19 protein-coding genes and 1 pseudogene are annotated in these 18689 nt (G+C 73.4%); 12 read left to right on the forward strand and 8 right to left on the reverse strand.

Features of this window, described 5'->3' with window-relative positions:
- The first annotated feature begins 388 nt into the window (after positions 1-388).
- A complete protein-coding gene (locus Athai_RS30620; protein ID WP_203964697.1) occupies positions 389-589 on the forward strand; it encodes a hypothetical protein in 201 nt (66 codons plus the stop codon).
- 179 nt (positions 590-768) lie between these two features.
- Positions 769-1683 carry a LysR family transcriptional regulator gene (locus tag Athai_RS30625; RefSeq protein ID WP_203964698.1) on the forward strand — a complete coding sequence of 305 codons (915 nt, stop codon included), beginning with the start codon at positions 769-771 and terminating at the stop codon, positions 1681-1683.
- 87 nt (positions 1684-1770) lie between these two features.
- On the opposite strand, the gene cuyA is transcribed toward Athai_RS30625, so the two are convergent.
- On the reverse strand, positions 1771-2775 hold the full coding sequence (cuyA, locus tag Athai_RS30630; RefSeq protein WP_203964699.1) for a D-cysteate sulfo-lyase: 1005 nt from the start codon (positions 2773-2775) through the stop codon (positions 1771-1773).
- A 288-nt stretch (positions 2776-3063) separates the two neighbouring features.
- Between cuyA and Athai_RS30635 the strand changes: the two genes are divergently transcribed.
- The 3 genes from Athai_RS30635 to Athai_RS30645 all read left to right on the forward strand — a co-directional run bounded on the left by Athai_RS30635 (position 3064) and on the right by Athai_RS30645 (position 6218).
- Positions 3064-4347, forward strand: coding sequence for an amidohydrolase (locus tag Athai_RS30635; RefSeq protein WP_203964700.1), 1284 nt, complete (start codon positions 3064-3066; stop codon positions 4345-4347).
- Positions 4348-4479: 132 nt separating this feature from the next.
- Positions 4480-4734 carry a DUF3311 domain-containing protein gene (locus Athai_RS30640; protein ID WP_203964701.1) on the forward strand — a complete coding sequence of 85 codons (255 nt, stop codon included), beginning with the start codon at positions 4480-4482 and terminating at the stop codon, positions 4732-4734.
- Positions 4731-6218 carry a sodium:solute symporter family protein gene (locus Athai_RS30645; RefSeq protein WP_203964702.1) on the forward strand — a complete coding sequence of 496 codons (1488 nt, stop codon included), beginning with the start codon at positions 4731-4733 and terminating at the stop codon, positions 6216-6218. The genes Athai_RS30640 and Athai_RS30645 overlap by 4 nt, the downstream gene beginning before the upstream one ends.
- A gap of 61 nt (positions 6219-6279) precedes the next feature.
- Here the strand turns inward: Athai_RS30645 and Athai_RS30650 are convergent, their stop codons facing one another.
- On the reverse strand, positions 6280-7551 hold the full coding sequence (locus Athai_RS30650) for a M48 family metalloprotease (RefSeq protein ID WP_203964703.1): 1272 nt from the start codon (positions 7549-7551) through the stop codon (positions 6280-6282).
- 140 nt (positions 7552-7691) lie between these two features.
- Here Athai_RS30650 and Athai_RS30655 point away from each other — a divergent pair, with 140 nt between their 5' ends.
- The 3 genes from Athai_RS30655 to Athai_RS30665 all read left to right on the forward strand — a co-directional run bounded on the left by Athai_RS30655 (position 7692) and on the right by Athai_RS30665 (position 10017).
- Positions 7692-8288, forward strand: coding sequence for a YdeI/OmpD-associated family protein (locus Athai_RS30655; RefSeq protein ID WP_239157273.1), 597 nt, complete (start codon positions 7692-7694; stop codon positions 8286-8288).
- A 98-nt stretch (positions 8289-8386) separates the two neighbouring features.
- A complete protein-coding gene (locus tag Athai_RS30660) occupies positions 8387-9088 on the forward strand; it encodes a DUF6624 domain-containing protein (RefSeq protein WP_203964704.1) in 702 nt (233 codons plus the stop codon).
- A 38-nt stretch (positions 9089-9126) separates the two neighbouring features.
- Positions 9127-10017 (forward strand): class I SAM-dependent methyltransferase, encoded by an 891-nt coding sequence (locus Athai_RS30665; protein ID WP_203964705.1) that lies wholly within the window; start codon positions 9127-9129, stop codon positions 10015-10017.
- A 14-nt stretch (positions 10018-10031) separates the two neighbouring features.
- Here Athai_RS30665 and Athai_RS30670 read toward each other — a convergent pair whose 3' ends face one another.
- The 5 genes and pseudogenes from Athai_RS30670 to Athai_RS30690 all read right to left on the reverse strand — a co-directional run bounded on the left by Athai_RS30670 (position 10032) and on the right by Athai_RS30690 (position 13753).
- Complete coding sequence (locus tag Athai_RS30670) at positions 10032-10286, reverse strand: Smr/MutS family protein (RefSeq protein WP_203964706.1); 255 nt, start codon at positions 10284-10286, stop codon at positions 10032-10034.
- Positions 10283-11326 (reverse strand): DUF2891 family protein, encoded by a 1044-nt coding sequence (locus Athai_RS30675; RefSeq protein WP_203964707.1) that lies wholly within the window; start codon positions 11324-11326, stop codon positions 10283-10285. Before Athai_RS30675 ends, Athai_RS30670 begins: the two co-directional genes overlap by 4 nt.
- A 105-nt stretch (positions 11327-11431) precedes the next feature.
- A complete protein-coding gene (gene pcp, locus Athai_RS30680) occupies positions 11432-12058 on the reverse strand; it encodes a pyroglutamyl-peptidase I (RefSeq protein WP_203964708.1) in 627 nt (208 codons plus the stop codon).
- A gap of 70 nt (positions 12059-12128) precedes the next feature.
- Positions 12129-13121, reverse strand: a pseudogene (locus tag Athai_RS35425) (DUF979 domain-containing protein); the annotation flags it as partial.
- Positions 13043-13753, reverse strand: a complete 711-nt coding sequence (locus tag Athai_RS30690; protein WP_203964709.1) for a DUF969 domain-containing protein — start codon at positions 13751-13753, stop codon at positions 13043-13045. The pseudogene Athai_RS35425 and the gene Athai_RS30690, both read right to left, overlap by 79 nt.
- Positions 13754-14019: 266 nt before the next feature.
- On the opposite strand from Athai_RS30690, the gene Athai_RS30695 reads away from it, so the two are divergent.
- The 3 genes from Athai_RS30695 to Athai_RS34985 all read left to right on the forward strand — a co-directional run bounded on the left by Athai_RS30695 (position 14020) and on the right by Athai_RS34985 (position 17315).
- Positions 14020-14526 carry a SigE family RNA polymerase sigma factor gene (locus Athai_RS30695; RefSeq protein WP_203964710.1) on the forward strand — a complete coding sequence of 169 codons (507 nt, stop codon included), beginning with the start codon at positions 14020-14022 and terminating at the stop codon, positions 14524-14526.
- Positions 14519-15313, forward strand: a complete 795-nt coding sequence (locus tag Athai_RS30700; protein ID WP_203964711.1) for a hypothetical protein — start codon at positions 14519-14521, stop codon at positions 15311-15313. The genes Athai_RS30695 and Athai_RS30700 overlap by 8 nt, the downstream gene beginning before the upstream one ends.
- A 148-nt stretch (positions 15314-15461) precedes the next feature.
- Positions 15462-17315, forward strand: coding sequence for a serine hydrolase domain-containing protein (locus tag Athai_RS34985; RefSeq protein ID WP_203964712.1), 1854 nt, complete (start codon positions 15462-15464; stop codon positions 17313-17315).
- Positions 17316-17375: 60 nt separating this feature from the next.
- On the opposite strand, the gene Athai_RS30710 is transcribed toward Athai_RS34985, so the two are convergent.
- Entirely contained in the window at positions 17376-18071 is a 696-nt protein-coding gene (locus tag Athai_RS30710) for an MBL fold metallo-hydrolase (RefSeq protein ID WP_203964713.1), read from the reverse strand.
- A gap of 105 nt (positions 18072-18176) precedes the next feature.
- Between Athai_RS30710 and Athai_RS30715 the strand changes: the two genes are divergently transcribed.
- Positions 18177-18599, forward strand: a complete 423-nt coding sequence (locus tag Athai_RS30715) for a VOC family protein (RefSeq protein ID WP_203964714.1) — start codon at positions 18177-18179, stop codon at positions 18597-18599.
- Positions 18600-18689 lie beyond the last annotated feature (90 nt).

The following is an 18689-nucleotide window of genomic DNA, read 5'->3' on the forward strand; positions in this document are numbered from 1 at the left end:
CGACGCCCCCGAATCGATCACGGTCGTATCGACCGCGTTGAGTTGTAAGGACCGGTTTCGCTATGCACACCTGATTGATCGGGTCTTCACATGCCGCGACGACCCGGGTCCACCGTTGTGGTGACGTGCCGTGTCGCACCGCGTGACCCGGCTGGCACGCTTGCTCCAGTACACGACGTCACGAACCACGTGTCCTCACGAGCTCGGTTCGGATCGCCGACTGCCGTCGGGGGTGGATCGACTCGCGGGCGGGCCGCCGAGGTCACGTGCGGGGTCCCGGTTCCCGTCGGGCAACCGGGGGGATGCCGGTGGGGGCCGGGGCCATCGTCGGGTACCGGGTGCGCAGGGGGAGGCGCGCCAGAAGTCCGGTCATGATCAGGGGGAACACATGACCCAGACAGAGTTGCCGACACTGGCCGTGGCGAGCGGCCAGACCGTCCAGGTGCACGCGCACGGGCGGATTCTCGCCTCCGCCATCCGCAACGGCCGGGGCTGGTCGGTCCTGGTCGACGGTGAACAGTACGAAGCGTCCAACCTCGATCGGGTGCTGGAGCTGCTCCGCCTGCTCCCGCACCACCGCCGCCGCTGACGGCACCGCGGCCCACCGGTCGGTCCACAGTGGACCAAGACCGGCCGGCCGCGCACCCGCTGCCCGAATCCCGTGCCGCACCGACCGGCCGGGCCGCGCTCCCACGCGGCCTGGCCGGGGCGCCAGCCCCGCCAACGCCAAGTCCACCACGCCGGCCCGCGGCTGCGTACGCTCGCGTGATGGACGTGGTCTGGCTGGAGAGCCTGGTGGCGCTGGGCGAGCACGGCAGCTTCACCCGGGCGGCCGAGTCGCTGCACATCAGCCAGCCGGCGTTCAGCCGGCGGATCCGCGCGCTGGAGCAGTGGGCCGGCACCGATCTGGTCGACCGGACCAGCCTGCCGATCACGCTGACCCCGAGCGGTCGGGTGCTGCGGGCCCGCGCCGCCGACGTGGTGGCCGGGCTGTCCGCGCTGCACGACGAGATGCGCGGCCGCCAGACGATGCCGGCGCAGCCGGTCCGGCTGGCGGTCAGCCACAGCCTCGCCACCCACTACTTCGCCGGCTGGTGGCACACCATCACCGCCGACGCCCCGCAGCTGACCTGCCTGCTGCTCGCGGCGAACACCCTGGAGGCGTACGACACGCTCGTGCACGGCGGCTGCGACCTGCTGCTGGGCTACGTCGATCCGCTGCACCCGCTGGACCTGGGCGACACCGACATCGAGTCGGTGCTGGTCGCGCAGGACCGGCTGGCGCCGTACGCCCGGCCCGGCACGTACCGGCTGCCCGACCCGGACCGGACGGCGGCCGACGGCGGCCCGGAGATGCCGTACGTCAGCCACGGTGCGGGGTCGTTCCTCGGCCGGGTCACCGACCGCATCCTGGCCGGTCGGCGGCCGCGGCTGCGCCCCGTCGCGCAGAGCGACCTGACCTCGGTACTGGCCGCGCTGGTCGCCGCCGGCGTCGGGATCGGCTGGCTGCCCGGCCTGCTCACCGCCGAGCAGGTGGCGGCCGGGCGGATGGCGCCGGTCGGCGACGGGCACTGGACCGCCGCGCTGGAGATCCGGCTCAGTCGCAACCGGCGGCAACGTACCAGCAGCCACGCCGCCGAGGTCTGGGAGCGCGCCGCCGCGGGCCCGGGTACGACCGGATAGCCGCCCGGCACCCGACACCCGACACCCCGACGCCGAGACCCACGCCGACGCCGACGCCGACGCCGACGCCGACGCCGACGCACAGCGTTACTCGGGCGAGAATGTGCTGCGGTAGCCGAACAGGCCGGCGCTGCCGCCGGTGTGCACGAACACCACGTGCTCGTCGGCGGCGAACCGACCGGCCTCGATCGCACCGAGCAGGCCGGCGAACGCCTTGCCGGAGTACACCGGATCGAGCAGGATGCCCTCCGTCCCGGCAAGCAGCCGCACCGCGGCGACCATCTCGTCGGTCGGCACCCCGTACCCGGGGCCGGTCCAGCCGTCGTCGACCTGCACGTCGTCCAGGCCGACCGCGCCGGGCGCGCCGATCAGTTCGGCGGCCCGGACGGCCAGCTCGTGCACCAGCGGGCGCTGCACCGCCGCCGGCTGCCGGACGCTGACCCCGAGCACCTGGATACCGCTGCGCATCGCGAGCAACCCGGCGAGCAGCCCGGCCTGGGTGCCGGCGCTGCCCGTCGCGTGCACCACCCAGTCGATCGGTACGTCGGCGGTCGCCAGCTCCTGCGCGCAGCCCACGTAGCCGAGCGCGCCGACCGGGTTCGAGCCACCGCCGGGAATCAGGTACGGCCGCTTGCCCTGCCCGCGTAGCTCGTCGGCGAGCGACTCCATCGCCGCCGCCATGTCGGTACCGGCCGGCAGCCGGTCCGCGATCCGGGCGCCGAGGATCGTGTCCAGCAGCACGTTGCCGGACGCCTCGTACTCGTCGTCGCGCACCTGCCGGCGCTCCAGCAGCAGCTCGCAGCCGAGACCGGCGCGGGCCGCCGCGGCGGCCGTCTGCCGGGCGTGGTTGGACTGCGTCGCGCCCTGCGTGACGAGCGTGTCGGCGCCCCGCGCCAGCGCGTCCGCGACCAGGAACTCCAGCTTGCGGGTCTTGTTGCCGCCGGTGGCCAGGCCGGTGCAGTCGTCCCGCTTGATCCACAGGTGCGGCACCGTCGAACCGTTGGCGCGCAACGTTTCCGTCAGCCGCGGCATCGGTTCCAGCGGGGTGGGCAGGTGCCCCAGCCGGTACCGGGGGAATCGAGCGAGCTGCATCCGTGGCCTCCCATCGGCGAAAACCGGGGGCGTACCCGCTCCCCGGCCGAGTAGAGCAGAGCCGGGACCGGGCAGTCCAATGCCGGATTCCGAGGGGCCATGCGGATCGTGCATGCCGCCGGCGGATCCGTTGACGAGCCCTCCGGTGCCCAGCAGAATCCCGGCAAAGCGGCCCGCGTCACCACGCGTACTGCCGCTCGACCGTCGCGGTACGGCCGCACCAGGCCGGATCCGACCGGCATCCCCGCATCCGGCCGCGCAGCGACCGTCCTGGGAAAGGACCCGAGCATGACCGATCCGGTAGAGACCGACCAGCCGACGGACGTGGTCGCACTGCGCCGGGACCTGCACCGGCACCCGGAGGTCGGCTTCACCGAGTTCCGTACCGCGAGCCGGGCCGCCGGCCGGCTCGACGATCTCGGCTGGCAGGTGGCCGCCGGGGAGACCGTGCTGGACCCCGACGCCCGGCTCGGTGTGCCCGACGGCGCCGAACTGTCCGCGGCGTACCGCCGGGCCGAGCGCAGCGGTGCCGACCCCCGGTACCTGCCGGCGCTGCGTGGCGGGCTGACCGGGGTGGTGGCGCGGCTGCGCGGCTCCCGACCCGGCCCGGTACTCGCGCTGCGCGCCGACCTGGATGCGTTGCCGCTCGACGAGTCGGGCAGCGACGACCATGCGCCGGGCAGGCTCGGCTTCCGGTCCGGATGGCCCGGCCGGATGCACGCCTGCGGCCACGACGGGCACGTCGCCGTCGCGCTGGCGCTCGCCGAACGACTCACCGACCGCGACTTCCCCGGCGAGGTACGGCTGATCCTGCAGCCGGCCGAGGAAGGCGGACGGGGTGGCGCCGCGATGGTCGCCGCCGGGGTCGCCGACGACATCGACGTGTTCGTGGCGCCGCACCTGGGGATGGGCCTGCCGACCGGGACCATCTGTACCGACGTGGCCGGGCTGCTGGCGAACTCCAAGCTGCGGGCGGTCTTCCGCGGCGCCGCGGCGCACGCCTCGATGGCGCCGGAGCACGGCCGGCACGCACTGCTCGGCGCCGCGGCGGCGACGCTCGCGGTGCACTCGATGCCGGCGTTCTCCGGGCACCAGACGCGGGTCAACGTCGGCGCGCTGCACGGCGGTACGGTCAGCAACATCGTGCCGGACCGCGCCGAGTTGCGGCTGGAGACCCGGGCCGACGACGGCGAGGTGAACGCCGAGCTGGAACGCCGGGTCCGGCAGATGCTCGCCGGCGCCGCCAGCAGCTACGGGCTGGACGTGGACGTCGAGCTGATCGGCGCGGTGACCACCGCCGGCAACGATCCGGCGGTCACCGCCGCGCTGCGCGACGCGGCGGAACGGATCGGCGCCACGGTCGGCGCGGCGGGCGCCGGGATCGGCAGCGACGACGCGACCGCGTTCATGCGCCGGGTGCAGGAGCGCGGCGGAGTCGCCGGATACTTCGGCATCGGCGCGAGCAGCCCGGCACCGCACCACTCCGGCACCTTCGACCTCGACGAGGCAGCGTTGCCGCTCGCCGTCGACCTGCTGGAGTCCCTGGTACGCAACCAGACCGCGGCCGGGTGAGTACGCGGCGGCGATCCGCCGGGCGACGATCCGGCGGCCCCGCCCGGGTGACCGAACCCGTTCCGGCGCCCGCCGGCCGAACACCCGGCAGCGCCCGACCGGGGCAACCCCGGCAAGGAGGTGGAGACCAGCATGTCCGCACCAACCAGACGGCGCCATCGACTGGTGCTCGTGATCCCCTACCTGTGGACGGTGGCGGCCGTACCGGCCGTCAACCTGGTACACGCCAGCCCGCTCGACGTCCCGCTGCTGCTGTGGTGGGCGCTGGTCGGGGTCCTCGTCACCACCGGCAGCATCGCCGTGGTGTGGCGCCTCGACAACGCCCTCGACGCCGCGTGCGCACCGGACGTCGCCGCGGCGGAACCGGCGACGGGGGTGGACCGGTGACCGTCGCCCTCGGTATCGCGCTGTTCATCGTCGCCGCCACCACCGGCGGCACCACCTACCTGGCCCGCCGACGGCGCCGGGTCACCATGAGCGAGTGGGCGGTCGGCGGTCGCAGCTTCGGCGGCATCCTGCTGTGGTTCCTGTCCGCCGGCGAGATCTACACGACGTTCGCCTTCCTCGGCGCCGCCGGCTGGGCCTACGCGTACGGCGCGCCGGGGTTCTACATCCTGGCCAACGCACCGCTCGGCTACGTGCTCGGGTACTGGCTGCTGCCGAAGATCTGGCGGGCCGGGCACGACCACAACGTGATGTCGCAGGCGGACTACATCCGGGCCCGGTTCGGCCGGCGGTGGCTGGCCGGTCTCATCGCCCTGATCGGGGTGCTCGCGCTCATCCCGTACGTGCAGGTGCAGCTGACCGGGCTGTCGACGATCCTGACGGTGATGTTCCACGGTTCGGTCGGCAAGCCGGTCGCGGTACTGGTCGGCGCGTTGCTGCTGCTGGTCTTCACGTTCACCGCGGGGCTGCGCTCCTCGGCGTTCGCCTCGATGGTCAAGGACGTCTTCGTGGTCGGCGTGGTGGTCGCCGTGTTCGTCACGATCGGCACCCTCACCGGGCTCGGCGGCGTCGGCGGCATCTTCCGGCACCTGGCCGAGCACCATCCGCACTACGCCAACCTGCCCGGGATGCGGCCGGACGCGCACTACAGCCCCTGGTGGTTCTGCTCCTCGATCCTGATGACCAACATCGGCTACTGGATGTGGCCGCATTCCTTCCAGGCCAACCTGTCCGCGAAGAGCGACCGGGCGATCCGGCGCAACGCGGTGCTGCAACCGCTCTACACCCTGTCGTACTTCTTCATCTTCGTGATCGGGTTCGCCGCGCTGCTGACGCTGCCGCACCTGACCGACTCCAACACCGCGCTGGTGTCGGTGATCTACCGGTACTTCCCGCAGTGGTTCATCGGGATCGCCGCCGGTACCGGCATTCTCGTCGCGCTGGTGCCGTCCACGGTGATGCTGCTGACGCTCGGCACCACGGTGGCCCGCAACATCTACCGGCCCACCGCCGACCTGTCCGACCGGCACCGGCTGCTCGTCGGCCGGCTCGCCACGGTGGTCGGCGTCGCGGTCGCCGCGTACCTGACGCTCGGGTCGAGTTCCACCATCGTGAGCCTGCTGCTGGTGGCGTACAGCGGGATCGCGCAGATCGGACCGGCCATCATCCTGTCCCTGGTCTGGCGGCGCACCAGCGCCTACGGGGTCGCGGCCGGATCGGTCGTCGGCATCGCGCTGGTCGGCATCCCGCAGGTGTCGACCTGGTGGTCGGGCATCTCCTCGATCGCGCTCGGGCTGTTCGCCGTCGCGGTCAACACGCTGGTCCTGGTCGCGGTCAGCCTCTGCACCCGGGCACCGGAGCAGGCGCACATCGCGGTCGGGATCCCGGACACCACGCTGCCCCGTACCGCACCGGCGCGCGCCTGACGCCGGCCGCCGCGCCCTGCCGACGATGCCGGGGCGCGGCGTGACCGGCGGCCTGCGCCGGTCAGACCTGGTACTCGCGGACCAGGTCGCGGAACTGCCGTTCCAGCCGGGCCAGCGGTGCGGCCAGCTCGGCGTCGATGGCCGCGGCCTGTCCGGCGTCGAGTACCACCCGGGCCGGTTCGTCCGGCCGGCTGGCGACGTGGTCCAGCCGCATCGCGGTCGGCGGGTGCGACGCGTCGACCCGGTGCCTGCGCGACCGGCCCCGGCGGACCAGCCGGTCCTTCTCGGTGGCCGGCAGTTCCGCGGCGTGCGCGACGAGCGCGGCGTACGACGCGCCGGCCGGCGCGTTCCGGGGCACCAGCCGGCTGGCTCGTAGCAGCGAGGGCGCCACGAGCAGGGTTTCCAGCGACGACCGGGCCCCCGACCGCCCCGCGGCGCGGACGGACATCGCGTCGGCCAGGTACTCGGCCCGCTGGCCGACCCGCAGGGACACCAGGGCGAACGCCACGATCACGCAGTACAGCGCGCCGCCCACGATCGCCTGCGGTACCAGCAGCAACAGGCCGGCGATCATCCCGAGCGGGTTGCCGCGGGCCGCGAAGACGCTGTCCCGGCCGGGCCGGATCAGCCCGTACCAGTGGACCAGCGTGCGCAGCGCACCGTCGACGACCACGCCCTGCCGGATGTCACCGTTCGCGCCGTGGCCGAGCTCGTGGCCGAGCAGCGCGACCCGGCCCTGCCGGTCCAGCACCGTCCACAGTGGAGCACCCAGTACCATGGTCCGGCGTCGGCGGATGCCGACCACGGTGTAGTACGCGTTGAGGTCCGGGTCCAGGCCGATCTGCTCGATGTGCCGGGCGCCGATCGCGTCGGCCACCGCGTCGCACAACGCGTACAGCTGCGGCGCCTCGTCCCGGTCGAGCAGCTCGACCTCCGGGTCGAGCTTCCCCAGCCGGGGCCGCAACAACACCACGATCGCCAGCGCGAACAGGCCGAACAGGACGAGCACCAGCCGGCCGGAGAGACAGAGCCAGATCCCCAGTACCGCGACGGCCACGGTCACCGCGTGCACGCACCCGGCCAGTACGTAGGTGAGCACCCAGGCCACGTCCCGGCTCGGCCGGGACACCTCGGCGCGGCAGAGCCGTTCGTGCACCGACGCCATGGTCCGGTCACCGACCCGCCGGATCCACCGGTCCACCCGGCCCCGCGGCGGCTTCGGCGGGCTGGGGTCGACGCCCCACCCGCACCCCGGGCACCACGACGGGTACCGCTCGTCGGCCACCAACGGGGCGGCGCAGTCCGGGCACGCAGCGGACATCTCGGTCGTCACGGCGGCCGAACCTACCGAAACCCGATCTTCCCGGCCCTCCTCCGAACGGCCGACCCGCGCTGGCCCCATCGGCCGGACCGCGGCCGATGCGCGCGCCCGCGCCGTACCTTGGAGCACCGGTACGTGCAAGGAGGGCAACCATGCGGCGAGGCCGCACCACCGACGGGGACGCGGCCCCGATGATGCGGTTCACCGACGCCGCGGCGTGGGAGGCCTGGCTGGCCGAGCACCACGCCGAGGACGGCGGCGCCTGGCTGCTGATCCGTCGCAAGAACTCGTCCGTACCGCTGATCGACATCGACCAGGCCGCCGAGGTGGCGATGTGCTGGGGCTGGATCGACGGCCACCGCCGGGCCCACGACACCGACTCGTTCCTGCAGCGCTACTCCCGCCGACGGCGAAACAGCCCCTGGTCGCGGGTGAACGTCGACCGGGCCGAGGCGCTGATCGCGGCGGGCCGGATGCGCGAGCCGGGGCTCGCCGCGATCGACGCCGCCCGCGCGGACGGCCGCTGGGACGCCGCGTACGCCCCGCAGCGCGAGGCGCCGGTACCGGACGACCTCGTCGCGGCGCTCGCCGCCGACCCGGCCGCGTCGGCACGCTTCGAGGCGCTCGACCGCACCGCCCGCTACCTGCTGGTCCTCCCCCTGCTCAAGGCCCGGACCCCCGCCACCCGGCAACGCCGCCTGGCCACCACCATGAAGCACCTCACCGACCACACGGGCAGCGAAACCTGACCCCAGGCCGGGCGGATACGGGAGGGTGGCCCGGTCGCCCCGAGAGGGCCGGACGTGCCACGCGGGAGGACGCGCCGGCCACACCCCGAGGGAGCCGCATGGACGACCGGTTACGCGCCGAGCTGACGGCGATGTTCGAGGCGGACACCGCGGCGGTGACGGCGTTCTACGCGCACGCCGACGAGCATCGGGCGCGGTTCGTGGCGACCGGGATCGTCGCGACGACGCCCTGGCCGTTCGGCCTGCTGGAGTGGTCACCGATCGAGTCGGCGCCACCCCTGGTACGACAGGTCGTCGAGGTGGTGCACACCAACACGGCGCGGCTCCGCCGGATCGTCGCCGCGCACGGCTGGCCCGGCCGCAGCCTGGTCGACACGGACGGCGCGGACGCCGCCTGGCTCGTCCTGCAACACGCCAGCTCCGGCGTCCCGTCGCTGGGCACACCCGAGAACCTGGCGTTCTGCCGAGCCTGCATCCCGCTGCTGGCGCGGGCGGTGCGGTCCGGCGACGCGCAACCACGGCAACTCGCCGCCACCGTCGACAGCCTCCGAGGGCTCGACGGGCTGCCGCCGGTCTACGCCGTCCTCACCTCCGACTACCGGATCGAGGACGGCCGCCCGGAGTTCCGCCGACCCGTGCAGGTCGCCGACATCGATCGCGAGCGCTCCCGGATCGGCCTGCCGCCCCTGGCCAGCGACATCCGTCGCCGCCAGTTGGGCAGCACCCTCGACCCAGCCGGCCCGGGCCGCGCCGAACCGTGGCCGACCACGCCGGCACGGCGTGGTCGGGGGCCCGAATAGCGGTTGTCGGGATCTGTTCGGGTCACTAGCTTTCGGCGGTGACCTATCTGAGTCGTCTGGGGTACCTGCTCGGAGTGGAAGGTGTCGCGCTGCTGCGCGGCATCCGGGACGGCACCGGCGACCGGGCGTTCGTCGAGGCCCGGCTGGCCGAGATCCGTGAGCTGCTCGCTGATCCGGCGCTGCGGGACGCCGACGACCTGGACGCGGCCCCTGACGGGATCAGCACCGACGAGGTCTACGACGGGTGGGCGGCACACTACGACGGCCCGAACTCGATGATCGAACTCGAACAGCCGCTGGTCCGCGACATCGTCGCGGGGCTGCCCGTCGGTACCGCCCTCGACGCGGCCTGCGGCACCGGCCGGCACGCCGGGTACCTCGCCGGGCTCGGCCACCGTGTCATCGGGGTGGACGCGAACGCCCGGATGCTCGCGGTTGCCGCGACGAAGCTGCCCGAGCTGGACCTGCGCCGCGGCATGCTCGACGCACTGCCACTGGACGCCGGCTCGGTGGACCTGGTGGTGTGCGGGCTGGCGCTGTGCCACGTCCCGGACCTCGGCCCGGTCTTCGCCGAGTTCGCGCGGGTACTGCGACCCGGCGGGCACCTGGTCGTCTCGGACCTGCACCAACTGCTGTCGTACCTGCGTCCCACCCTGCCACGCGCCCCGGGACCGGACGGCCGGCCCACGATCCTCGTCGAGTACCACCGGCCGCTGAGTGCCTATCTCACCGTGGCGCTCGCGCACGGCTTCCAGCTCCGGCACTGCGCCGAGCCGCACCGCGCCGACCGGCCCGAGCGGCCCTCACCTCGGCCGCCGATGCCGACCGAAGTCGGCTGGGAGCTGCTCGACCAGATCCCGGAGGCCGCGGCGCTGGCCCTGGACGTGCCGTCGATCGTGCTCCTGCACCTGCAGCTACCCGCCGACTGACGGGCACCGCCGGGCTACTTGTGCCGGAAGTGGACGAAGAGGCGGCCGAAGTTGCGGGAGTCCTTTTCGACCCGGTGGTAGAGCTGCTTGATGTCGCGGCGGTCGAGGAACCGCAGCACCCGCTTCTTGAGCTGGCCGGAACCCTTGCCGGGGATGATCTCCACCAGGGTGGCTTTCTTCGCCAGCGCTTCCTGGATGATGTCGTTGAGGGCGCGATCGATGTCGTGACCGCGGTTGTAGATGTCGTGCAGGTCGAGCTTCAGCTTCATCGCGTCCCCTTCTGCTCCGATCCCACCGTACCCGGATCGTCGGACAGCGCGAGATAGGCGAAGCTGGCGAGCCAGTGTGCGGTGAGGAAGCTGTCGTCGCGCAGCGCGCCGATGCAGCGTTGCGTCTCGGCCTCGGCGAGGGTACGAAACGACGCCGCCCGCGGGTCGCCCGCCGGCAGCGCGGCGGCGAGCGCGCGCAGTTGCCAGGCGCGCGACAGTCCCAGCCCGTACAGGTGGGACTGCTGGCCGTCGCCGGGGTCGAGCGGGACGACCGGGCGCAGCCCGAGCGGCTCGTTTCGAGCCGGGGGCGCCGGCGGCAGGAAATGGGTGAGCCAGGCCGGGAACTCGCCGGCGGGTAGCACCCGGCGCAGCAGGTCGGCTTCGCACAGGCCGGCGGACAGGAAGTCCTGGCCGCTGGGCTCCCAGCCGATCGGGTAGTCGCGATCGCCGCGGTACCAGCCGATCGCGCGGTCCCGGACGCGGTCGGCGAGCGCGTCGTCGCCGCGCGCGAGCGCGCCGTCCAGCAGCAGTGACAGCGCGAACGCGGTGTTGCCGTGGGTGCCGTGCCGGACCGGCGCCGGGGTGCGGTCGAGCCAGCCGAGCGCGAGCGACGACACCGTGTCGGCGAGCGGAGCGAGCGCGGCCGACCAGCGCGCCCCGGCGGGGCACCGGTCGGCGACGGCGGCCAGCAGGTACGCCCAGGCCCAGCCGTACGGCCGTTCGAACTCCGGGTGCGACCCCAGGTAGTCGGCCTCGGTACGGATCGCCGCCGGGGTCAGCGTCTCATCGAGTGCGGCCCGCACCGCGTCCACGTCTATCCACTGTGGATAGTCGGTGCACAGCCGGATCAGCAGCCAGTGCATGTGCACGCAGGAGTGCCAGTCGTACGCACCGCCGAACGCCGGGTGCAGCCGACGGGGCCGCCAGGCGTCGTCCGGGCCGGCCGTGACGTGGCCGCTCGCGTACGGGAACTCGGTGCGGATGTTGTGCATCGCCGTCGCCGCCAGCATCCGGGCGAGCGTCGCCAGCCGGTCGGTCATCGACGCACCGCCGCGCGACCATCGCCGCCTGCGGCGGTGTCTGTTCGGCCGGGCGCCGGGCGTGCCGGGCCCCGCCCCGACCACCAGCCGCGACCCCGGGCGATGTCACCGTTCGGCCCCGCCGGAAACCACGAGGTCCACCGTGCGGGAGAGGGCGGTGTCGACCACGACGCCGAGGCCGCGGGCGATGTCCGCGACCGGCATGCTCGGCGCCGCGGCGTCGGTGACCTGCTCCGGCGCGTACGGCACGTGCACGAAACCGCCGCGCAGCCCGGCGAACTCGGTGGCGATCAGGTGCGCCAGGCCGTAGAAGACGTGGTTGCAGACGAACGTACCGGCGGTCTGCGACACGGCCGCCGGGATGCCGGCTTCGCGCAGCGCGGCGACACAGGCCTTGATCGGCAGGGACGAGAAGTACGCCGCCGGCCCGCCCGGCACGATCGGCTCGTCGATCGGTTGCGCACCGGCGTTGTCCGCGATGCGCGCGTCGTCGACGTTGATCGCCACCCGCTCGACCGACAGCCCGGTGCGGCCACCGGCGAGTCCGGTGCACAGCACCAGCTCCGGCTCGTACCGCCGGATCGCGGCGCGCAGCGCGGGAATCGAGCCACCGAACGTGCACGGCAGCTCCACCGCGTCGACACCATCCATGGTGGACGCCGCAGCCCAGGACGGGTTGAGCGCCGACCCGCCGAACGGCTCGAACCCCGTCACCAGGACACGCACGCTCATTTGACCACCCGAAGGCGAACAGGTACATCAGGGCCATGTTGCACAGCAACAGCGGCACCGCGGTCGGGATCTGCGCCTTGATCGGGCCGTACTTGCTGCGCATCTCCAGCAGGGCGGCCGGGACCAGGTTGAAGTTCGCGGCCATCGGCGTGCACAACGTACCGCAGAAGCCGGCCAGCATCCCGATCGCGAACACCGCGGCCGGGTTGCCGTGGAACTGCTGGATCAGGATCGGCCAGCCGATCGCCGCGGTCATGATCGGGAACGCCGCGAAGGCGTTGCCCATGATGATGGTGAACAGCGCCATGCCGAGGCAGTACACCACGACACCGCCGATCAGCGAGCCGTGCGGGAGCACGTGGTTGGTCACCTTGCCGACCGCGGTACCGACGCCGGCGGCGGTGAACAGCTGGCCCAGGGTGGCGAGCATCTGCGGTAGCACCGCGGCCCAGCCGATCGCCTCCAGCAGCCGGCGACCCTCCCGCATCGGGGTGAGCAGCCCACCGTCCGCGGTCGTCGGGCGCAGCATCACCAGGCCCACCGCGACCGCGACGATCGCCGCGACGCCGAGCCCGATCAGCGTCTCCGAGCCGGTCTCCAGCAGCGGGGTCGCACCGATCCGTACCTTCACCAGTACCGCCGCGAACAGCACCGCGACCGCCGGTACCACCAGGGCGGGGACGAACAGCAGGTTGCCGAACCGGTCCGCGCCGGCCCTGCGCCGCGCCTCGTCCGGCCCGCCGGCCGTACCGCGGGACAGCTGCCGGGTGCCGACCAGCGCCGCCATCACCAGCACGCCGACGCCGAGCGGCCAGGCCGGGGCGGTCTTGTGCACCACGAACGTGCCGTACCCGAAGGACAGTCCGAGCAGCCCCCAGAACGCGGCGCTGCCGTACCGTTTCGGGTTGCTGCGGTCGCGTGCGGTCAGCGCGGCCACGCCGACGAAGACCAGCCCGCACAGCCAGTAGAACCACTCGACCTTGATCACGGCTGCGGCACCTCCGCGTCGGCCTGTTTCGGCGCCAGTTCGCGCGCCATCCGGTCGAGTTGCCGGTCCAGCCACAGCAGCCGCGCGCCGTGGATGACGAACGCGCAGATCGCCGTCGGGATCGCCCACAGGGCCACGTGCAGCGCGTCGAGCTTCAGCCCGTACGTGCTGTCGACGAAGCCGGTGATCAGCAGGATCGAGCCGATCGCGACGAAGATGTCCTCGCCGAAGAAGACGCCGACGGTGTCCGCGCTCGCGGCGTACCCCTTGATCTTCTCGGCCATCGTCGGCGGCACCGACCCGTACCGGCGGGCCGCCGCGCCCTCGGCCATCGGGTAGATCAGCGGCCGTACCGCCTGTGCCGGGCCGCCGATGGAGTTGAGCCCCAGCGCCGCCGTGACCTGCCGGATCAGCTGGTACAGGGTGAGCAGCCGGCCGGTGGTCAGCACGCCCAGCTTCGCGATCAGCCGGCGCGCCTGTTCCTGCAGGCCGAACCGTTCGATCAGGCCGATCACCGGCAGCACGATGATGAACAGCGTTACCGAGCGGCTGCCGGCGAACCCGTTGCCGAACGCGTCCAGGATCTTCAGCGGCGACAACCCGCCGAGCAGACCGGTCACGATGCCCGCCACGGTCACTACCACGAGCGGGTTGAGCCGTAACGCGAACCCGAGCACGACGAGCAGGACACCGATCAACACCAGCATCGCGGCCTCCGTCTCCCGACCCATCCGCGTATCCGGTGATTCGCACCCTATGGAGGCATGCGCCCGCCGCACAAGAGGAACCGACGTCGGGTGGCCGAGGCTGACGACGAGCACCGGGATGGTGACGCCGCGCCACCGCCGGCCAGCACCCCGCGCCACCGCCGGCCGGCACGCCGCGGCACCGCCGGAAAGATGGCGGCGACCGCAGGCAACCTCGCCCCGCGGCCAGGTGGTGGAGTAGGGCAGGGGCATGTCGAGGAGGTGGAATGCGCGAAGAGCCGGACGGGTTCCGGGACTACGTCGCGGCGCGGCAGGAACACCTGCTCGGGCTGGCCCGGCTGCTGGTCGGCGACTGGCAGCGCGCCGAGGACCTGGTACAGACGGCGCTGGCCCGGGTGTGGCCGCACTGGGCGCGGGTGAGCGCGTCCGGGGACCCGCACCCGTACGTGCGCCGGGTGCTCGTCAACACCAGCCGCACCGCCGGTCGCCGCCGCTGGCGGAACGAGCAGCCGCACGCCGTGGTCCCCGAGTCCGCCGCGCCGGCCGAGGACACCGATCTGCGCGTCACCCTGGAGCGGCTGCTGCCGACGCTGCCACCACGGCAACGCCTGGTCGTGGTGCTGCGCTACTACGAGGACCTGCCGGAGGCGGCGGTCGCCGACCTGCTGGGCTGTTCGATCGGCACGGTCAAGAGCCAGACGTCGAAGGCGTTGTCCCGGCTGCGGACCAACCGCCTGGTCCGGGAACTGGTCGGAAGGGGCACCGATGAGTGAGCCGGAACTGACCCGCGCGCTGCGCGCGATCGCGCACCGGCCGGATCCCGTACCGGACCTGTTCGGCCGGGTCGCCGACCGGGTCCGCCGTCGCCGGCACCGGCGGTACGCGGTCGGCTCGGCCGCGGCGGCAGTCGTGGTGCTGGCCTTCGGCGGCGCGCTCGCCGGCACGGTACGACCGGGGCCACCGCCGCCGACCGGCGCGCGGAGCACGACGTCCGCGAGCGCCAGCGCCACCCGGCCGGCGAGTGGCGGCCCATCGGCCAGTACCGGCACGGCGCCGACGACCGGCGACCCGTCGCCGTCCGGTGGGTCCCCGACGAGCGGGCCGCGAACGGAGCCGGCCGGGCCGGCGCGCTGCACCAGCGCCGATCTGGCCAGCTACTTCGCCGTCGTGCAGCCACCGCAGGGCGGCGGGCCGACGCTGATCGGCGGCATCACCCTGTACGACAGGGCCGACCTGCCCTGCCGGGTGGCCGGCACCATCACGCTGACCGCGCTGGACGCCAACGGCGGACCGGTGCCGCTGCGCGGGCCGGTCAGCCGGCAGCTGGACTCGGTGACGATGCCGGCGAGCAGCGCCGACGACCCGGTCGGGCTGTCGATCTCGTTGCGCGGCAACGCCGATGCCAGCTGCCCAGTGGCCGACCGGGTGACCCCGGACCGGTTCCGGTTCACCCTCGGCGCCGCCACGGTCGAGGTGCCGAACCGGGCCCACGGGACGCCCCTGTGGGGCTGCCGTGGCGCCATCGAACTGCTCGACGCCGGCCCGAACGGGGGTCGGTGACCCGGCGGGTCCGGTGGCAGGCACCCGCCGGTCGGTGACCCGGCGGGTCCGGAGGCAGGCACCCGTACGCCGGTGGGGTTGGCCCCACCGGCGACAGGCGGGATCGCCGGCTGTGTCCGGAATGGCCGCGCACCTAGCGTCGGTGGGTATGAAGGCGATCCTGACCGCGCTCGGCGGTACCGTCGCGGCGGTGGCCGTGTGCCTGTGCGTCGCGGCACCCGCGCACGCCGACGACACCACCGCGACCGTCGCGCACACCGCGGACCGGGTCCTCACCGCGCAGCTGGCCAGGGACCACATCCCGGGCGCCGCGGTGGTCGTGGTGGCCGGCGGGAAGCAGGTGTACGCGAAGGGCTACGGCGTCGCCGACACCGGCCGGCGGACCCCGGTCGATCCCGGCCACACCAGCTTCTACCTCGGGTCGGTGACCAAGCTGTTCACCGCGACCGCGGTGCAGCAGCTGGTGGACGCCGGGAAACTCGACCTGGACGCGGATGTCAACTCCTACCTGGACTTCCGGATCCCGGACCGCTACCCGGGACGGCCGATCCGGCTGCGCAACCTGCTGACGCACACCTCCGGGTTCGAGGACGAGGTGCTCGGGCTCGGCACGCCCACCACGGTGCCGCCGGCGAAGCTCGGGCACTGGCTCGCGACGCACCAGCCGCGCCGGGTGCGGCCGCCGGGCACGCTCGCCTCGTACGACAACTACGGGGTGGTGCTCGCCGGGTACGTCGTGCAGCGGGTCTCCGGCGAGTCGTACCAGCGGTACGTGCGGGACCACGTGCTGACCCCGCTGGGCATGCGGCACACCAGCCTGGACAACGGTCGCGACCTCGCCCCGCGGTACCGCTCGGACGGCACGATCGCGACCGGGTACCGCTCCGACGGCACCGTCGCGACCGGCGGCCGGCGCGGCCCGGGTACCCCGGCCGGGCCGAACGTCACGGCTCCGCCGACCGACCTGGGCCGGTACCTGATCGACCAGCTGAAGCCGGGCAATCCGTTGCTGCGGCGGCACTTCACGCAGGATCCGCGGCTGCCCGGGATGGGCCTGGTCTACGAGGAGCATCCGCGGCACGGGGTGCGGGTGATCAGCAAGGACGGCGACGTACCGGGCTACCACGACTACCTGGCACTGCTGCCGGACGACGACATCGGCGTCTACGTCGCCTACAACGGGGACGGTGTGGACGGCGCGGCCGACGACGACCGGCGCGCGCTGGTCGACCGCATCGTCGACGCGCTGCACCCGGACAGGCACCCGGCCACGCCGCACCGCGCCGACGACGGCGACCTGTCCCGGTACGCCGGCAGCTACCGCACCACCCGCTACAACCACGACGACCTGACGAAGGTGACCCAGCTGACGTCCGGCGTGACGGTCCAGGCGACCGGAACCGAGCTGACCACCACGGGCCTGTCCACCGACGCGCACCACGGCGAGATCCGCTGGATCCCGCTCGGGCACGGGCTGTTCGCCGAGCAGGGCGGCTACGCGCGCCTCGCGTTCCGCGGTGACGCGCTGTTCGACTCCGAGAACCCGACGATGGCCTACCAGCGGCTCGCCTGGTACCAGGCGCCGATGCTGCACCTGGAGACCCTGGTGGTGGCGATCCTGGTGTTGCTGTACGCGGCAGTGGTGTGGCCGGTGGCGGCGCTGGTGCAGCGGCGCGAGGGCATCCTGCCGACGGTGGCCCGGCTGGCCGGCTGGGCCGGCGCGGTACTGCCGCTGGTGGGCGTGGTGCTGCTCGGGATCTTCCTGTCCGACGGCGCCACCGTCAACGAACACGTCCTGCAGAACGACTCCGCGACGCTGCACGCCGCGCCGGTGGTCTTCCGGCTCGGCACCGTGTTCGCCGGCGTGCTGCTGGTCGGCGCCGTACTGGCCTGGGTACGCCGCTGGTGGCGGGTGCCGGGGCGGATCGGCTACACCGTCGTCGCGCTGGCCGCGGTCGCGTTCACCGCCGTCGCCGCGGTGTACAACCTGACGCTGAGCTGAGCGTGACGCCCGGCCCGAGTCGGAGACCCCGCCCCGGCCGCCGGCGCGTCCCGGGGCAGGTCACAGGGCGACGCGCAGCCCCGGGGCGGCGAGCACGACCGGGCAGCCGGCGATCGCGGCGGCCTCGGCGAGCAGCACCGGCGCGTCCTGCCAGGCCCGCAGGTGGGTGAGGACGAGCAGCGCGGCACCGGATCGCCGGGCCAGCCGGCCGGCCTCACCGGCGGTCAGGTGGCCCCGCAGCGGTCCGTCCACATCGGACCCGCTGGCCTCGGCGAGCAGCACCCGGCAGCCGGCCGCCAGCTCGTCCAGCGCCGGGCACGGTGCGCTGTCCGCGGTGTAGCACAACGCATCGCCGATCCGGGTCGCCCAGCACTCGCCGTGCCGTACCGCGGCCTGCCGGACGGTCAGCGGGCCGGCGGTGAACGCCTCGGCGGACGCGCGGCGAGCGTGCAGCGTCTCGTCGCCGGCGTACACGAAGCCGGGCAGATCGCTCGGTCCGACCACCGCGAGCGGCCGACCACCCGAGCGTTCCCGCAGGTACCACAGCTGGGTCAGGTCGGCCCAGTGATCCGAGTGGGCGTGCGACAGCAGGACCAGATCGATGTCCGCGGGCGCGACGTAGCGCTGCAGCGGTCCGGCCGAACCGGAACCGGTGTCCAGCACCAGCCGATACCCGGCCGCCTCGACGAGATAGCACGAGCACCCTGAATCGGCCGAGGGCGCCGAACCGGCGCACCCCACCACCGTCAGCCACATGCGGCGACGATAGCGCCCGCGATCGGGCCGATTCGGCGCGCGGGCTCGGACCGTGCTGGCAGGATCGGCGCTGAGACGTCACCCGACAGCGAGGGAGTTCTCGCGATGACCTCGAATCTCAACCCGTACGTCAGCTTCGACGGCAACGCGCGCGAGGCGATGGAGTTCTACCGGGACGCGCTCGGTGGCGAGCTGACCGTCAGCACGTTCGGCGACATGGGCGACACCGGGCCGGCGGCGGAAAAGGTGATGCACGCCCAGCTCAGCACGCCGGCCGGGTTCCTGCTGATGGCCTCCGACACCCCGCCCGGGATGGAGTACCGGCCCGGGCAGAACATCTCGGTCAGCATCTCCGGCCCTGCCGACGACGCCGCCAACCTGCGCTCCTACTGGGAGAGGCTGTCCGCCGGCGGCACCGTCACGGTACCGATGGCGAAGCAGCCGTGGGGCGACGAGTTCGGCGCCTGCGTCGACCGGTTCGGCATCTCCTGGATGGTCGACATCGGTACCGAGGACTCCGCCGGGTAGCCCGGGGTACCACCCGGGCCGGCGCTGGGGTACGCCCCCGGCCCGACTGTCGGGATGCCGCCATGGTTCCGGCCCGCCGCACACAGCATC

The organism is Actinocatenispora thailandica (genome assembly GCF_016865425.1).
Lineage (GTDB): Bacteria > Actinomycetota > Actinomycetes > Mycobacteriales > Micromonosporaceae > Actinocatenispora > Actinocatenispora thailandica.

Bases quoted from the DNA above. Each gene is read 5' to 3' on its own strand.
- Athai_RS30625 (WP_203964698.1), top strand. From the start codon at position 769: ATGGACGTGGTCTGGCTGGAGAGCCTGGTGGCGCTGGGCGAGCACGGC.
- pcp (WP_203964708.1), bottom strand. From the start codon at position 12,058: ATGAGCGTGCGTGTCCTGGTGACGGGGTTCGAGCCGTTCGGCGGGTCG.
- cuyA (WP_203964699.1), bottom strand. From the start codon at position 2,775: ATGCAGCTCGCTCGATTCCCCCGGTACCGGCTGGGGCACCTGCCCACC.
- Athai_RS30695 (WP_203964710.1), top strand. From the start codon at position 14,020: ATGCGCGAAGAGCCGGACGGGTTCCGGGACTACGTCGCGGCGCGGCAG.
- Athai_RS30660 (WP_203964704.1), top strand. From the start codon at position 8,387: ATGGACGACCGGTTACGCGCCGAGCTGACGGCGATGTTCGAGGCGGAC.
- Athai_RS30620 (WP_203964697.1), top strand. From the start codon at position 389: ATGACCCAGACAGAGTTGCCGACACTGGCCGTGGCGAGCGGCCAGACC.
- Athai_RS30655 (WP_239157273.1), top strand. From the start codon at position 7,692: ATGCGGCGAGGCCGCACCACCGACGGGGACGCGGCCCCGATGATGCGG.
- Athai_RS30635 (WP_203964700.1), top strand. From the start codon at position 3,064: ATGACCGATCCGGTAGAGACCGACCAGCCGACGGACGTGGTCGCACTG.
- Athai_RS30715 (WP_203964714.1), top strand. From the start codon at position 18,177: ATGACCTCGAATCTCAACCCGTACGTCAGCTTCGACGGCAACGCGCGC.
- Athai_RS30700 (WP_203964711.1), top strand. From the start codon at position 14,519: ATGAGTGAGCCGGAACTGACCCGCGCGCTGCGCGCGATCGCGCACCGG.
- Athai_RS30675 (WP_203964707.1), bottom strand. From the start codon at position 11,326: ATGACCGACCGGCTGGCGACGCTCGCCCGGATGCTGGCGGCGACGGCG.
- Athai_RS30670 (WP_203964706.1), bottom strand. From the start codon at position 10,286: ATGAAGCTGAAGCTCGACCTGCACGACATCTACAACCGCGGTCACGAC.
- Athai_RS30690 (WP_203964709.1), bottom strand. From the start codon at position 13,753: ATGCTGGTGTTGATCGGTGTCCTGCTCGTCGTGCTCGGGTTCGCGTTA.
- Athai_RS30710 (WP_203964713.1), bottom strand. From the start codon at position 18,071: ATGTGGCTGACGGTGGTGGGGTGCGCCGGTTCGGCGCCCTCGGCCGAT.
- Athai_RS34985 (WP_203964712.1), top strand. From the start codon at position 15,462: ATGAAGGCGATCCTGACCGCGCTCGGCGGTACCGTCGCGGCGGTGGCC.
- Athai_RS30640 (WP_203964701.1), top strand. From the start codon at position 4,480: ATGTCCGCACCAACCAGACGGCGCCATCGACTGGTGCTCGTGATCCCC.